The sequence below is a fragment of the Halomonas denitrificans genome, assembly GCA_019800895.1.
In the GTDB taxonomy this organism is placed as follows: domain Bacteria; phylum Pseudomonadota; class Gammaproteobacteria; order Xanthomonadales; family Wenzhouxiangellaceae.
On record JAHVKF010000003.1, the window covers coordinates 487,210 to 502,249 of the forward strand.

Genomic DNA, 15,040 nt, shown 5'->3' on the forward strand with positions numbered 1-15,040 from the left:
TTGCTATGCTTCAGCCCCGAGTCTTCCGAGGATGCGTGCATGTCCCTTCGACCCGGCCAACCGGCCCCCGACTTCGCACTGCCCGACCAGGACGGAGGCCGGTGGCGGCTCGCCGACCATGCCGGGAAGCGTCTGTTGCTGGTGTTCTATCCCGGAGACGGCACGCCCGTCTGCACGCGCCAGCTCTGCGAGTACCGCGACGGGCTCGAGGAGTTCGCGGGGCTGGACGTCGAGGTCGTCGGCATCAGCGCCGACGACGCGGATTCGCACCGCGCCTTCCGGGCGACCCACGATCTGCCCTTCACCCTGCTGAGCGACACCGGGCTGGAGGTTGCGGAGGCATACGGCTGCAAGGGCCTGCTCGGCATGAAGCGGGGGGTGTTCCTGCTCGACGCGGGGCACGTGGTCCGATACGCCCACGTCGAGGCGGTCGCGGTGTTCCGGCGCAGCCGCGCGGAGCTGGTCGACGCGATCCGCGCACTGGACGCATGAGCGACGCGCAAGGGGATTCCGGAGCCGGCGTCAGCGGCGCCGAGCACCTCGCCGAACAGGTCCGTCGGAGCCTGGACCTGCTCGACCGGCTGCCGGCCGACGATCCCGTGCTCGAGCGCCTGCAGCGCTGGCAGCGGGCACGGCTCGATGCGACCTACGCCGACCTGGCTGGCCAGGAGCGTTTCCGCGACGCGTGCGTGTTCTTTCTCGACGAGCTCTACGGCGGCAAGGACATGCGCGAGCGCGATCGCCAGCTCGAGCGCGTGGTCCCGATCATGCGCCGCTTCCTGCCCGACCACCTGCTGTTCGCCGTAGGCGAGGCGATGCGCCTGCAGTGGATGAGCCTGGACCTCGATGCGCGCCTGGCCGGCCACCTGGCCGCCGACCTCGACCAGCCGGAGTACGCACGCGCCTACCGCGAACTGGGGGCCTGGCAGGACCGCGAGGAGCAGATCGCATTGATCGGCAGTCTCGGCCGGCTGCTGGCCGAGACGGTGCAGAAGAAGATGATCCGGCGCCTGGTGCGCTGGATGCGTGCACCGGCCGAGGCGGCCGGTGTGGGACGACTCCAGGCGTTCCTGATGGAAGGTCTCGACGCGTTCGCGGTGATGGGCGACCGGGCGGACACGTTCGTCGAGACGATCGAAACGCGCGAGCGGCAGGCGCTGGAGGCTATGCGCAGCGGCTCGGACTGGCCCTTCGAACCCTGGATCGGTCGCGGCCCCGACGCGGCCTGATCCGGAGCGGGCGCGGCCCGGCTGCGGATCGCAGCGCCGGTGGCCGCGCCGATCGATCAGCCGATCAATCTGCCGGGCGAATCCGCCAGACGCCGTCGGCGTTCTCGCCGTTATCGGTCACCAGGTAGACGAAGCCTTCGGGACCGATCTCCAGGTCGCGCACGCGGCCGACCTTGCCCTGGATCAGGCGCTCCTCGTGGACCACCTCGCCGTCCTCGAACACGATCCGGCGCACCTGCTCGGTGGCCAGACCGCCGGCCAGGAAGTTGCCCTGCCAGGCCGGGAAGGTGTCGTCGGTCAGCACCACCAGGCCCGACGGATGCAGGCCCGGAGTCCAGTCGATGTACGGGTCGACGACGCCGTCCATCGATCGTTGCGTGTCCTCGAGGAATCGTTCTCCGGTGCGGTAGTCGCGGCCGAGCGACACCACTGGCCAGCCGTAGTTGCTGCCGGGCTCCATGCGGTTCAGTTCGTCGCCGCCGCGCGGACCGTGCTCGACGGACCAGACCTCGCCGGTCGTTGGATGGACGACCAGGCCCTGGATGTTGCGATTGCCGTAGGTCCAGACCTCGGCGGCGTCGTCGTCGCGATCGACGAAGGGGTTGTCGGCGGGCACCGTGCCGTCGGCATTCAGGCGGAGCAGCTTGCCGGCGTGGTCGGCCAGGTCCTGGGCCCGGCGCGGTTCGGCGCCGCGGTCGCCGATGCTCAGCAACAGCGTACCGTCGGGCAGCCAGGCCAGGCGGCCGGCGTAGTGGCGACCGGGGGTCGAGAAGCGATCCTGGATGAATACCTGTTCGACGTCGACGAGTACGTCACCATCCAGGCGGCCCCTGGACAGCGTCGTCGCTGAATTCACCCCGTCCGGGCCGGCCTGCGACCAGGTGAAGTAGACCCAGCCGTTCCCGTCCTGTTCGAAGTCCGGGTGCAGGGCGACGTCGAGCAGCCCGCCCTGGCCTCTCGCGGCCACCTCGGGGACGCCGGCAATCTCGGACATGCTCCCGTCCGGGGCAACGCGCAGCAGCCGACCGCCGCGTTCGGTGACGAGCAGCTCGCCGTCCGGCAGGAAGGCCATGCCCCAGGGGTGGTTCAGGCCCTCGGCGACGGCCTCGAGCTCGATCGGCTGGTACTCGGTGCGCAGCGTCTCGGCCCGGGTCGGGCCGACCACGAGCAGCACGGCGAGCAGGGCGGCAAGCGCGGCCAGCGCCGTCGGTCGGACTTCGTTGGTGGATCGATTCGTGCTCCGGGTCATGTCGGTTCTCGCAGGGACGTACCTGGCGCGGATCATAGCCCAGGGTCGGGCGAGCACGCGTCGGCGCGGCCGCGATCGGCTAGGCTGGCGGCCCAATCCGACGATATCGCTGTCCATGTCTCTCGATTCCGAACCGGCCGCGCCGCGCGGCATCCCGCCCGCCGGTCGCTTCGCGCTGGCCGCGGCGCTGTGCTCCAGCGTCGGCCAGACCTTCTTCATCGGCCTGTTCGGCGGCGAATTCCGTTCGGCCTTCGGCCTGAGCGACGCGGCGTTCGGCACGCTGTACTCGACCGCAACGCTGGCCAGCGGCCTGCTGATGTTCTGGGTCGGCGGTCTGGCCGACCACGTCGCGCTGAAGCGGGCCGCGTTGGGCGTGGCCCTGCTGCTGGCCGCCGGGGCGGCGACCGTCGCCGGTTCGGCCGAACCGCTGGGCTTCGCGGTCGGCCTGTTCCTGTTGCGGCTCGCCGGCCAGGGGCTGCTCGGTCACCTGGCGGTGGTCGCGGCCGGGCGTTTCGCGACCGCCCGCCGGGGTCGCGCCCTGGCGATGGCCAGCTACGGCTTCATTCTCGGCGAAGCGCTGTTCCCGTCGCTGGTCGCGCTGGCGCTCGATTCGCTGGGCTGGCGCGACGTCTGGTGGAGCCTGGCGGTCGCCGCGGCGCTGCTGATCGGGCCGGGCCTGTACGCGCTGGGCCGGCCGCTGGTCGGCGATCCATCGGCAGAGGGTCCGGACGCACGTGCGCCGGAGGACACCACCGCGCCGCCTCGCGTCGGCCGAGCGGGCTTGCTGATCGACACCAATTTCCTGCGCGTTCTCCTGATCGTTCTGGTGCCGCCGGTGGTGGTCACGGCGCTGTTCCTGCACCAGGCCGCGATCGCGGACCGGCAGGACTGGTCGATGCTGCTGGTCGGTCGCGGGTTCATGGCGTTCGCCGCGTGCCAGTTCCTCGCCTCGTTTGCGGCCGGCCGCCTGATCGACCGGTTCGGCGCGCGCCCGCTGCTGCGGGTCCAGCTGCTGCCGCTCGGCCTCGCGCTGCTGGGGCTCGGCGGCCTGACGCAGGTTCCTTCGCTGTGGGCGATGTTCATCGGGCTGGGCCTCACCGCCGGGATCAACAGCGTGCTGGCCGCCGCGGTCTGGGTCGAACTGTACGGCACCCGCCAGCTCGGCCTGGTCCGCGGTGTGTTCATGGCCCTGATGGTGGTCTCGACCGCGCTGGGTCCGATCGCCCTGGGCCTGCTGCTGGACGCGGGCGTCACCCTGTGGTCGATCGGTGTCGCGGTGATGGCCTGGGTGGTGCTGGTGCCGCCGCTGGCCACGCCCGGCCGCCAGGCGCTGCGCCACGGCTGAGCCGGCAGACCGTCCGCCCGGCAGGTCCGCGGCTCAATCGTCGGTGATGATGCCGGGCCCCTTGCCCGCGGTCTTCTCGTAGACGCCCTTGCCGATCTTCCTGTACTGGGTGAAGCCGTGTTTCTCGATGTTGTCGGGCCGGTGCATGTGCGCCTTGCCGGACACCACCTGCGGCGCGGAGATCACGCGCCGGACCGGCCCGCCGCAGCCCGGGCAGGCGTCCAGCGGCTCCGCCGAAAGTTTCTCCAGCACCGTGAACCCGTCCCGGCAGTGCTTGCAGCCGGGCCCGGCGTGGTCGTTCGCGGCGTCGTGGCAGTACTCGTAGAACGGCATGGCGGGCGTCTGCAGGTCGGGAGATGGCCGCCGAATGTTTCGAGTCGACGGCAGCACAGCGATACTATGGGGCGAATCTTTCAGCAGTACAAGGAAGCCGTCTCGATGAACGACACGACCGCAGGCGCCGTCCTGGTCACCGGCGCGGCCGGGGCACTGGGTTCGGCGCTGGTCCGCCGCCTGCTCGCCGCCGGCACCGACTGCATCGCGCTGGACAAGAACCGTCGCAAGCTGGAGAAGCTCCACGACGAGCTCGCCGCCGACGGCCGCGCGCCGCTCTGCGTGCCGCTGGACCTGGCCGGCGCCGGTCCCGATCACTACGCCGAACTGGCCGAGTCGCTGACCGGCGAGTTCGGACGGCTCGATGGCGTGATCCACGCCGCCGCCGAGTTCAAGGGCCTGCGACCGATCGAACACCTGCCGCCCGACGAGTGGATGCAGGAACTGCAGGCCGGCCTGACCGGCCCGATGCTTCTGACCCGCGCGCTGCTGCCGCTGTTGCGCGGCACCGAGGACAGCCGCGTGCTCTTCGTCGTCGACGACCCGGAGGCCCGCGCCGGCGCGTACTGGGCCGCCTACGGCGTCGCGCAGTCGGGCGTTCGGGCGCTGGCCGCCACGCTGGCCGCCGAGTGCCGCAAGACCGGCCCGGCCGTAGGCACCTACGACCCCGGCGCGTTCTACAGTCCGCTGCGGTCCCGCGTGTGGCCGGCCGAAGACCCCTCGTCCCTGCCGACCGCGGACGTCGCGGCCGAGGCCGTGCTCGAGGCGTTTTCCAGGGTCGAACGACCCGGTGCCGATTGACCCCACCACGCCACAGGAGCCGACCATGTCCGACACCCTGTTCGAGAAGATCGTCGCCCGCGAGATTCCCGCCGACATCGTCTACGAGGACGACGAGCTGCTGGCGTTCCGGGACATCCAGCCCCAGGCGCCGGTGCACGTGCTGATCATCCCGAAGAAGCGCATCGCAACGCTGAACGACCTGGAGACCGACCATGCCGAACTGGTCGGCCGGATGGTCCTCGCCGCGGCGAAGATCGCGAAGGACGAGGGCATCGCCGACGACGGCTACCGCCTGAACCTCAACTGCAACGAGCAGGGCGGACAGTCGGTCTACCACATCCACCTGCATCTGCTCGGCGGCCGACAAATGACCTGGCCTCCGGGATAGGCTTCGATGCCGGTCGAGCGCGAGTCCTTTAGAGGATGGACGCAAAGGCGCGAAGGGGGACGAAGGAACGCAAAGAAGATCCTGAAGCGCTGGAATGCGGTCGCTCATGCTCGCCTGTGACGGGCTACGGCGAGGTTCTGGCCGATAGGCGTTTGATGGCGAGTTGATCGGACACTCAAAGTGAGGAGGCGCTGAGTTTGGGCGACCTTGAAGCGATTTTCGACCGACTTCGATCTCGGCCCAAAGCCTGTTTCATTGAGCCGAGGCCTGTCGAGTGTCGATATCGCTCAGAGCTTTTCTCAGCACATCCCCGCGCTTCTGGGAGAATAGGACGCTCGATGTCCATAGGACTCTTGCCCGGATATATCCTCCGAGGCTCGCCCAGCGCTGCGATCAATTGCTTGCTTTGCGCCCTTCGCTCCTTCGCGCCTTTGCGCCCATCCTCTAGCCGTTCGTGACGTAACTCCGAGTCTTCGCTACAGCACACCCTGCGCAATCATCGCATCGGCGAGTTTTTCGAAGCCGGCGATGTTGGCGCCCTTGCGGTAGTTGACCGGGCCGCCGTTGCCGTCGCCGCCGTGACGCTCGCAGCGGTCGTGGATGTCGCGCATGATCTTCTGCAGTTCGTCGTCGACGCGGTCGCGGGTCCAGACCAGGTGCTGGGCGTTCTGGGCGCGCTCCAGGCCGGAGACGGCCACGCCGCCGGCATTGGCGGCCTTGCCGGGGGCATAGAGTACATCGGCGTCCTGGAAGCGTTCCACCGCATCGGCGGTGCAGGGCATGTTGGCTCCTTCGGCAACCAGCCGGCAGCCGTTGTCGATCAACGTTTGCGCATCGTCGCCGTCGAGTTCGTTCTGGGTCGCGCAGGGCAGGGCGATGTCGCATTCGGCGGCCCACGGCGCCTTGCCTTCCTGGAAGTCCCAGCCCAGTTTCTCGGCGACCTGTTCGATCCGGCAGCCGCGGTCCTGCTTCATTCGCTTGACGGTCTCGAGCTGCTCCCGCTCGAGACCATCGGCGTCGTGCATCGTGCCGCCGGAGTCCGACAGCGTGACCACACGGGCACCGAGCGCGATCGCCTTCTCGGCAGCGTGCAGCGCGACGTTGCCGGCGCCGGAGATCGCGATCCGCTGGCCGTCGAGGTCGCCGTCGGCCCGGTCGAGCATGTCCTGGACGAAGTAGAGCACGCCGTAGCCGGTCGCCTCGGTGCGCAACTCCGAGCCGCCGAAGGACACCCCTTTCCCCGTCAGCGCACCGACGAATTCCCGCGTCAGGGTGCGGTACTGGCCGAACAGGTAGCCGATCTCGCGCTGGCCGACACCGATGTCGCCGGCCGGGATGTCGCGATTCGGGCCGATGTAGTGGACCAGCTGGTTCATCAATGCCTGGCAGAAACGCATGATCTCGTCGTCGCTCCTGCCCTTGGGGTCGAAGTTCGCGCCGCCCTTCGCGCCGCCGATCGGCAGGCCGGTCAACGCATTCTTGAAGCATTGCTCGAAGCCGAGGAACTTCAGCACCGACTCGGTCAGGCCGGGATCGAACCGCAGGCCGCCCTTGTAGGGTCCGATCGCGTTGTTGAACTGGACCCGCCAGCCGCGATGGACCTGGGGTTGGCCCTGGTCGTCGATCCAGCTGACCCGGAACGAGACGACCCGGTCGGGCTCGGTCATCCGTTCGAGCAGCTTGCCGCGCTGGTAGCGGTCGTGCTCGGCGATGAACGGGAGCACGTCGGCGGCGACCTCGTGCACGGCCTGGTGGAACTCCTTCTCGTCCGGGTTGCGCTGGACGACCCCGTCCATGAAGCGCTCCAGATCCTTCCGGTCGCCGTCGAACCGCTTGTCGTCGTTCATTGCCGTTTCCTGTCGATCGTGGTCGCGATGAGATCGAGGCACGGTAGCAGTCCCGGTGCCAACGTATCGACACGGCCCGGCAAGCGCGGGCCGGGCGGCCGGGCGGCCGGGAACCCCGGAAGCCCCGGGTGGCCCGGTCACGGGAGCCGCGGGCAATTGCGGGGCAAGGGGCCTGAATTTGCTAGAATTCCCGGTTCTTTCACCCAGTGACCGAGAATGGCCGGAAAGCTCTACATCCAGACCCACGGCTGCCAGATGAACGAGTACGACTCCGACCGCATGGCCGAAGTGCTGGCGGCGTCGCACGGCCTGGAGCTGACCGACGACGAATCGGCCGCCGACGTCATCCTGGTCAATACCTGCTCGATCCGCGAGAAGGCGCAGGAAAAGGTGTTTTCCCAGCTGGGTCGGTGGCGCCCGCTCAAGGAGGCCCGGCCCGGGGTCGTGATCGGCGTCGCCGGCTGCGTTGCCAGTCAGGAAGGCGACCGCATCCTCAAGCGCGCGCCGTTCGTCGACCTGGTGTTCGGTCCGCAGACCATCCATCGCCTGCCGCAGATGCTGGACCGTGTACGAGAGGACGGTCGGGCTGCGGTCGACGTGAGCTTTCCGGAGATCGAGAAGTTCGATCACCTGCCGCCGCCCGGTGCGAAGGGCCCCACGGCGTTCGTGTCGATCATGGAAGGCTGCTCGAAGTACTGCACCTTCTGCGTGGTGCCCTACACCCGCGGAGAAGAGGTCAGCCGGCCGCTCGACGACGTGATCGCGGAGATCGCCCAGCTCGAGGCCCAGGGCGTGCGCGAGATCAACCTGCTCGGCCAGAACGTCAACGCCTACCTGGGTCCGACCCATGACGGCGGAACGGCGGATCTCGCGATGCTGATCCGCTACGTTGCCGCCTTCGACGGCATCGAGAGGATCCGCTTCACGACCTCGCACCCGGTGGAGTTCTCCGATCGCCTGGTCGAGGCCTATGCCGATACGCCGAAGCTGGCCAACTACCTCCACTTGCCGGTCCAGTCCGGCTCGGACCGGGTGCTGGCGCTGATGAAGCGGGGTCACACGGTGCTCGAGTACAAGGACCGCATCCGCAAGCTGCGCGAGGCGCGGCCGGACATTTCCCTGTCGTCGGATTTCATCGTCGGCTTCCCGGGTGAAACCGAGACCGACTTCGAGCAGACCATGAAACTCATCCGCGACCTGAACTTCGACCAGTCGTTCAGCTTCATCTACTCGGCCCGCCCGGGTACGCCGGCCGCGAGCCTGCCCGACAACGTGCCGATGGAGGTCAAGAAGGCCCGGCTTCAGCGCCTGCAGGCGCAGCTCAACGAGCAGGCGCACGCGATCTCCGAGGCCATGGTCGGGTGCACCGAGCGGGTGCTGGTCGAGGGGCCCAGCCGCAAGGACCCCAAGGAACTGGCCGGACGCACGGAGAACAACCGCGTGGTCAATTTCCAGGGACCGGCCTCGCTGATCGGTCGCTTCGTCGAAGTCGAGATCACCGCGGCGCTTTCGAACTCCCTGCGCGGGCGCATTCCTGCCCGCGAAGTGGCCTGAATGGCCGCGTCCACGCAACCGGTCACGCTCGAACTGGAGCCGGCCGACAACGAGCGGCTGGCCAACCTGTGCGGGCCCTTCGACGAGCACCTGCGCCTGATCGAGAAACGGCTCGGCGTCTCGGTCAACGCGCGCGGCAACCTGTTCGCGATCGAGGGCGAGGCCGACGCCACGGGCGCGGCCCGTCGCGTGTTGCGAAAGCTGTTCCGGCAGACCGAGCGCGAGGTGCTCACGCCGGCGCTGGTCAATCTCAGCCTGCAGGCCTCGGGCCTGGACGAGGCCGAGGACGGCGAGCGGGAGACCGTGATCCGGACCAAGCGCGGCCTGATCCGGGCGCGCGGCCCGAACCAGCGGCGCTACCTGGAGCGGATCGCCAACCACGACATCAACTTCGGCGTCGGCCCGGCCGGAACCGGCAAGACCTTCCTCGCGGTGGCCTGCGCAGTGGATGCACTGGAGTCGGACCGCGTCCAGCGCATCGTCCTGGTGCGCCCTGCGGTCGAGGCCGGGGAGCGGCTCGGGTTCCTGCCCGGCGACCTGGCCCAGAAGGTCGACCCCTACCTGCGCCCGCTCTACGACGCGCTGTACGAGATGATGGGCTTCGAGAAGGTCGGCCGATTGATCGAGCGCAACGTCATCGAGGTCGCCCCGCTGGCCTACATGCGCGGCCGCACGCTCAATGACGCCTACGTGATCCTCGACGAGGCGCAGAACACCACGCCGGAACAGATGAAGATGTTCCTGACCCGGATCGGCTTCGGTTCGCGGGCCGTGATCACCGGCGACCAGACCCAGATCGACCTGCCGCCGAAGACCCTGTCCGGCCTGAAGCAGGCGATCGAACTGCTGCGCGGCGTCGAGGGGGTCGGTCAGACCTTCTTCGATGCGCGCGACGTGGTGCGGCATCCGATCGTGCGACGGATCGTCGAGGCCTACGAACGGGCCGATGCGGCCAGGGACGACGATGGGAATTGACGTCCAGCACGCCGTGGCCCTGGACGGCGTGCCGTCCGATGCCGACCTGGTCCGCTTCGCCGCGGCCGCGCTGCCCGACAGCGGCGCCGAGGTCGAGATCTGCCTGCGGGTGGTCGACGAGGCCGAAAGCCGCGCGCTGAATCGCGAATGGCGAGGCAAGGATGCGCCGACCAACGTGCTGAGCTTTCCCGCTTCGCGCCCGCCCGGCCTGCCCGAGGCGGTCGAGCTGCCGTCGCCGGCCGGCGACGTGGTGCTGTGCGCTCCCGTGATCGCGCGCGAAGCGCGGGACCAGGGCAAGCCTCCGGCCGACCACTGGGCTCATCTGGTGATCCACGGCATCTTGCACTTGCGCGGCTTCGACCATATGCAGGAAGAAGAGGCGGAGCGTATGGAGACGGTCGAGCGCGAGCTGCTGGCCGAACTCGGCATCGCCGACCCGTACCGGGACGCGGACGCGCCCGGCCGATGACCGATCCTGCGAGCGACCCATTGACCCACAAGGAGAGTGGACCTTCCCTTCGATGAACGACGACTCATCCAACAGTAGCAACGGCTCTGCGGGCCGTTCGTGGCTGGAGCGCCTCGGGCGCGCCTTCGGCAGCGAACCGCGGAGCCGGGACGACCTGATCGAGCTGATTCGCGAGGCCACCGAGAGCGGCTTGATCGAATCCGACACGCTGGCCATGATCGAAGGCGCGCTGGAGGTCGACGAGCTCCAGGTCCGCGACGTCATGATTCCCAGGTCCCAGATGGTCGTGCTGTCCCAGGGCAGCTCACTGGACGACATTCTCCCGATCATCCTCGAGTCCGGCCACTCCCGGTTCCCTGTGGTCGGCGAGGACAAGGACGAGATCCAGGGCATCCTGCTGGCCAAGGACCTGCTGCGGCTGGTCGGCCGCGACAGCGACGTGGCCCTGGCCGACCTGATCCGGGCGCCGGTGATCATCCCCGAGTCCAAGCGGCTGAACGTGCTGCTGCGCGAGTTCCGGGTCAACAAGAACCACATGGCCATCGTCGTCGACGAATACGGCGGCGTCTCGGGCCTGATCACCATCGAAGACGTGCTCGAAGAGATCGTCGGCGACATCGACGACGAGCACGACACGGAGGCCGTGGAGGACATCCAGCGCCTCGGCGAGGGCCGATTCCAGGTCCAGGCGCTGACCCCGATCGAGGACTTCAACGAGGCGTTGGGTACCGCGTTCAGCGACGACGAATTCGACACGATCGGCGGGCTGGTGGTGGCCGAGTTCGGGCGCTTGCCGGAAGTCGGCGAGTCGGTCGGCATCGAGGGCTGGACGTTCCGGGTGACCGCGGCCGACGATCGTCGACTGCACGCGATGGAGGTCGCCGAGGGCATCGCGGAGCCCACGCCCGAAGACGCGCTCGATGGGCCGGAGTCCTGACCTCCTGGAAAACGAGAACTCCATCACATAAATTTGCTTTTTCCGTGAGGGCAGTGCAGGATGGCCGGCGTGGCGTCGTGCCTTCGCAGCCGCCAGGCATTGCCGCCCCATCCAATTCAGGGAGAGAGCAGATGAACATCCAGAAGAACGTGCTTGCCGCGGCGATTTCCGCGACGGTTGCTGCAACATGGTGCCTGCCGGTTGCGGCCGACAATCACGAATCCGGCGACGACTACATGATCGCCATGACCGAGATCGGCGTCACGATGGGTCACGGCATGGAGTTTCGCGACGGCATGAAGGCCTACATGGAATGCTACGAGGAGAAGGGGGGTGACAATGCCTGGTCCGCGTGGTGGCCCATCGACGGCAAACTCAACACCGTGACCATCGTGTCGCGCATGGACATGTGGTCGGAGATGGGTGAGCAGGATGCGGCCAGCGAGGAATGCTGGTCCGTGGTCCGCGAGCAGGTCTGGCCGCACATGGACAGCGTCGAGCGCCGCTTCGCCAGGAAGATGTCGGACTGGAGCGGTGACGCGGAGGGCTACACGGTCGTCAAGCTGCACCAGTTCCGCGTCGGCGACGGCGCGGCCTTCCGGGAGGTGGTCGGCGAAGTGGTCGGCCACATGAAGGACGCGGACTACGAGCACATGGGCACCTGGTACGACATGGACGGCAACCACCGCTGGGAGGCCGACTACTTCGTGGTCGAGCACTTCGACGACTTCGCCGCGATGGACGAGGACCGGAAGGGCGCCAACGGCATCCTGGTCGACGCGGTCGGCGAGGAAGAGGCCGCAGCGACGTGGGATCGTTTCGACGAGTCGCTGGCCGACATGGAACCGTACTGGACCACCACGCTGCGTCGCGACGACGAGCTGAGCTTCTCGCCTTCGGACGACTAGCGCCTGGAGACATCGATCCGGCCGCCGGATCGATGCCGAAGAGCTGCAGGAAAAACGGCCCGGGATGTCCCGGGCCGTTTCCATTCCGGTTTGCTGCGCTTCGCGCGCTCAGCTGGCCTCGGCCCAGACCTCCATCGGCGGGCAGGAGCAGACCAGGTTTCGATCGCCGTAGACGTTGTCGACGCGGCCGACCGAGGCGAAGAACTTGCCCAACCTCAGGGACGCGACCGGCCAGCCGGCCTGTTCGCGGGAATAGCCGTGCGACCAGTCGTCGGCGCTGAGTTCGGCGATCGTGTGCGGCGCCATCTTCAGCGGGTTGTCGTCGGCATCGAAGTCGCCGCTGGCGACCCGATCGATCTCCCCGCGGATGGCGATCATCGCCTCGATGAAGCGATCGAGTTCTTCGCGAGATTCGCTCTCGGTCGGCTCGATCATCAGCGTCCCGGGCACGGGCCACGACATGGTCGGTGCGTGGAAACCGTAGTCGATCAGGCGCTTGGCGACGTCTTCCTCGGAGATGCCGGCCGACTCCTTGAACGGCCGCAGGTCGACGATGCACTCGTGCGCGATGCGCCCGTTGCGGCCCGTGTAGAGGATGTCGTAGTGATCCTTCAGGCCCTCGGCGATGTAGTTGGCGTTGAGAATGGCGACCTCGGAGGCGCGCCGCAGCCCGTCGCGGCCCATCAGCGCGATGTAGGCCCAGGAGATCGGCAGGATCGCGGCCGAGCCCCAGGGCGCGGCCGCCACCGCCGGGTTGGTGCCGGCGCCGGCTCCGAGCACGCCGCTGACGTGACCGGGCAGGAACTCGGCCAGGTGCTCGCGCACGCCGATGGGACCGACGCCCGGGCCGCCGCCACCGTGCGGGATGCAGAAGGTCTTGTGCAGGTTCAGGTGGCAGACGTCGGCATAGTCGGCCACGCGCGAGATGCCGACCAGGGCGTTCATGTTGGCGCCGTCGAGGTAGACCTGACCGCCGGCGTCACGAACGCTCTGGCAGATCGCGATGACGTCTTCCTCGAACACGCCGTGGGTCGACGGATAGGTGATCATCAGCGCGGCCAGTTCGTCGCGGTGCTTCTCGATCTTGGCGTTCAAGTCGTCGCGGTCGATGTTGCCGCTGTCGTCGCAGCCGACGACCACGATCCGGTAGCCGACCATCTGCGCGCTGGCCGGGTTCGTGCCGTGCGCGGACGACGGGATCAGGCAGACATCGCGGTGGCCCTGGCCTCGGGCGGCCTGGTAGCGGCGGATCGTCAGCAGGCCGGCGTACTCGCCCTGCGAACCGGCATTGGGTTGCAGCGAGACCGCGTCGAAGCCGGTGATCTCGCGCAGCATGCGTTCGAGGTCATCGACCAGCGCATGATAACCACGGGCCTGGTCGCGCGGACACAGCGGGTGCAGCTCCGCGAACTCGGGCCAGGTCACCGGGATCATCTCGGCCGTGGCATTGAGCTTCATGGTGCAGGAACCCAGCGGAATCATCGCGTGGGCCAGGCTCAGGTCGCGGTTCTCCAGACGCTTGAGGTAGCGCAGCATCTCGGTTTCGGAGTGGTAGCGCGAGAACACTTCGTGGGTCAGGAAATCGCTGCTGCGTGCGAGCCGGTCGGGAATCGCCGGCGCGTGGTCGTCGAGGCCGCGGTCCAGTTCGTCCAGGTCGGGCCGTTCGCCGGTGAGGGCCTCGAGCAGGTCGGCGATCTGTTCGCGCGTGGTCACCTCGTTGACGCTGATGCCGAGCCGACCGTCGACGTCGGTGCGCAGGTTGAATCCGGCGCGCAGCGCGCGCTGGACCCGTTCGGCCCGGGTCCGGTCGTCGACCTCGAGCGTGAGCGTGTCGAAGAACTCGTCATGGACCGGCGGCAGGCCCGCCGCCTTCAGCGCGGCGGCCGCGACCCGGGTCAGGCGATGGACCCGCGTGGCGATCGTGCGCAGGCCATCCGCGCCGTGCCAGACGGCGAAGAAGCCGGCCATCACCGCGAGCAGCGCCTGCGCGGTGCAGATATTGCTCATCGCCTTCTCGCGCCGGATGTGCTGCTCGCGGGTCTGCAGCGCCATTCGCAGCGCCGGGGCGCCGTGACGGTCGCGCGACACGCCGATGATGCGTCCCGGCACGTTTCGGCGATGATCTTCGTGGGTCGCGAGGAACGCCGCGTGGGGCCCGCCGTAGCCCATCGGTACGCCGAAGCGCTGGGCCGAACCGACGACCACGTCGGCTCCCATCTCGCCCGGCGGCTTGAGCAACGCCAGCGAAAGCAGGTCGGCGGCCACGGCGGCCAGTGCGTCGTTCTCGTGAGCCAGGCCGATCACGGTCTCCGGGTTTCCGAGACGGCCTCCGGCTCCCGGATACTGGACGAGCAGGCCGAAGAAGTCGCCCGCCGCCGCGTCCCGTTCGAGGTCGTCGGAGACGATGACGTCGATGCCGAGCGGTTCGGCGCGGGTGCGCATCACGTCGATGGTCTGGGGCAGCGCATCGGCGTCGACCAGGAAGCGCTGGGACGGGTTCTTGCGAGCGATGCGGCGCATCATGGTCATCGCCTCGGCCGCCGCCGTCGCTTCGTCGAGCAACGAGGCGTTGGCCAGACCCATGCCGGTCAGGTCCATGACCGCCTGCTGGAAGTTCAGCAGTCCCTCGAGCCGGCCTTGCGAGATTTCGGCCTGGTAAGGCGTATAGGCGGTGTACCAGCCGGGGTTCTCGAGCACGTTGCGCAGGATCACCGGCGGCACGTGGGTCGGGTGGTAGCCGAGCCCGATCATGCTGTGCAGCACGGTGTTGCGGTCCGCCATGTCGCGGAGTCGGGCCAGCACCTGCGCTTCGTTCCGCGCAGCGGCCAGGTCCAGCGGACGCTCGGCGCGGATGCTGCCGGGCGTGGCCTCGGTGATCAACGCATCGAGCGATTCCAGGCCCAGCGTGCCGAGCATCGCCTGGACATCGTCGTCGCGCGGACCGATGTGACGGCCGACGAACTCGGCGCGGTCCTCGAGCGCTTTCAGCGAAGCGCCGAGTGCGGAACTCTTGCTGGACATGC

General features: G+C 68.4%; 14 protein-coding genes. 10 read left to right on the forward strand and 4 right to left on the reverse strand.

The features are described 5' to 3' along the window. Positions 1-39: 39 nt before the first annotated feature. Both KUV67_10810 and KUV67_10815 read left to right on the forward strand, forming a co-directional pair. On the forward strand, positions 40-492 hold the full coding sequence (locus tag KUV67_10810) for a peroxiredoxin (protein ID MBY6205373.1): 453 nt from the start codon (positions 40-42) through the stop codon (positions 490-492). Then, a complete protein-coding gene (locus KUV67_10815; GenBank protein MBY6205374.1) occupies positions 489-1,229 on the forward strand; it encodes a hypothetical protein in 741 nt (246 codons plus the stop codon). Before KUV67_10810 ends, KUV67_10815 begins: the two co-directional genes overlap by 4 nt. Positions 1,230-1,293: 64 nt before the next feature. Here the strand turns inward: KUV67_10815 and KUV67_10820 are convergent, their stop codons facing one another. Then, the gene (locus KUV67_10820) at positions 1,294-2,478 is read right to left on the reverse strand and encodes a PQQ-dependent sugar dehydrogenase (GenBank protein MBY6205375.1); all 1,185 of its coding nucleotides are present in this window, start codon (positions 2,476-2,478) and stop codon (positions 1,294-1,296) included. Positions 2,479-2,593: 115 nt separating this feature from the next. On the opposite strand from KUV67_10820, the gene KUV67_10825 reads away from it, so the two are divergent. Beyond that, the gene (locus KUV67_10825; protein ID MBY6205376.1) at positions 2,594-3,823 is read left to right on the forward strand and encodes an MFS transporter; all 1,230 of its coding nucleotides are present in this window, start codon (positions 2,594-2,596) and stop codon (positions 3,821-3,823) included. A gap of 33 nt (positions 3,824-3,856) precedes the next feature. Here KUV67_10825 and KUV67_10830 read toward each other — a convergent pair whose 3' ends face one another. Continuing rightward, positions 3,857-4,156, reverse strand: coding sequence for a zinc ribbon domain-containing protein (locus KUV67_10830; GenBank protein ID MBY6205377.1), 300 nt, complete (start codon positions 4,154-4,156; stop codon positions 3,857-3,859). Positions 4,157-4,261: 105 nt separating this feature from the next. Between KUV67_10830 and KUV67_10835 the strand changes: the two genes are divergently transcribed. Next, positions 4,262-4,957: an SDR family NAD(P)-dependent oxidoreductase gene (locus tag KUV67_10835; GenBank protein MBY6205378.1), complete on the forward strand. Its 696-nt coding sequence runs from the start codon at positions 4,262-4,264 to the stop codon at positions 4,955-4,957. Between the two features lie 25 nt (positions 4,958-4,982). After that, positions 4,983-5,327: a histidine triad nucleotide-binding protein gene (locus tag KUV67_10840; protein ID MBY6205379.1), complete on the forward strand. Its 345-nt coding sequence runs from the start codon at positions 4,983-4,985 to the stop codon at positions 5,325-5,327. 476 nt (positions 5,328-5,803) lie between these two features. On the opposite strand, the gene gdhA is transcribed toward KUV67_10840, so the two are convergent. Continuing rightward, the gene (gene gdhA / locus KUV67_10845) at positions 5,804-7,174 is read right to left on the reverse strand and encodes an NADP-specific glutamate dehydrogenase (protein ID MBY6205380.1); all 1,371 of its coding nucleotides are present in this window, start codon (positions 7,172-7,174) and stop codon (positions 5,804-5,806) included. 216 nt (positions 7,175-7,390) lie between these two features. Here gdhA and miaB point away from each other — a divergent pair, with 216 nt between their 5' ends. From miaB to KUV67_10870, 5 genes are all read left to right on the forward strand, one after another. After that, a complete protein-coding gene (gene miaB / locus KUV67_10850) occupies positions 7,391-8,728 on the forward strand; it encodes a tRNA (N6-isopentenyl adenosine(37)-C2)-methylthiotransferase MiaB (protein MBY6205381.1) in 1,338 nt (445 codons plus the stop codon). Then, positions 8,729-9,703, forward strand: a complete 975-nt coding sequence (locus KUV67_10855) for a PhoH family protein (protein ID MBY6205382.1) — start codon at positions 8,729-8,731, stop codon at positions 9,701-9,703. Continuing rightward, the gene (gene ybeY / locus KUV67_10860) at positions 9,693-10,172 is read left to right on the forward strand and encodes an rRNA maturation RNase YbeY (protein ID MBY6205383.1); all 480 of its coding nucleotides are present in this window, start codon (positions 9,693-9,695) and stop codon (positions 10,170-10,172) included. The genes KUV67_10855 and ybeY overlap by 11 nt, the downstream gene beginning before the upstream one ends. Positions 10,173-10,224: 52 nt before the next feature. Continuing rightward, positions 10,225-11,109 (forward strand): CBS domain-containing protein, encoded by an 885-nt coding sequence (locus KUV67_10865; protein ID MBY6205384.1) that lies wholly within the window; start codon positions 10,225-10,227, stop codon positions 11,107-11,109. A 131-nt stretch (positions 11,110-11,240) separates the two neighbouring features. Then, the gene (locus tag KUV67_10870) at positions 11,241-12,017 is read left to right on the forward strand and encodes a hypothetical protein (GenBank protein MBY6205385.1); all 777 of its coding nucleotides are present in this window, start codon (positions 11,241-11,243) and stop codon (positions 12,015-12,017) included. A gap of 108 nt (positions 12,018-12,125) precedes the next feature. Here KUV67_10870 and gcvP read toward each other — a convergent pair whose 3' ends face one another. Continuing rightward, entirely contained in the window at positions 12,126-15,038 is a 2,913-nt protein-coding gene (gene gcvP / locus KUV67_10875; GenBank protein MBY6205386.1) for an aminomethyl-transferring glycine dehydrogenase, read from the reverse strand. Between the last annotated feature and the right edge of the window lie 2 nt (positions 15,039-15,040).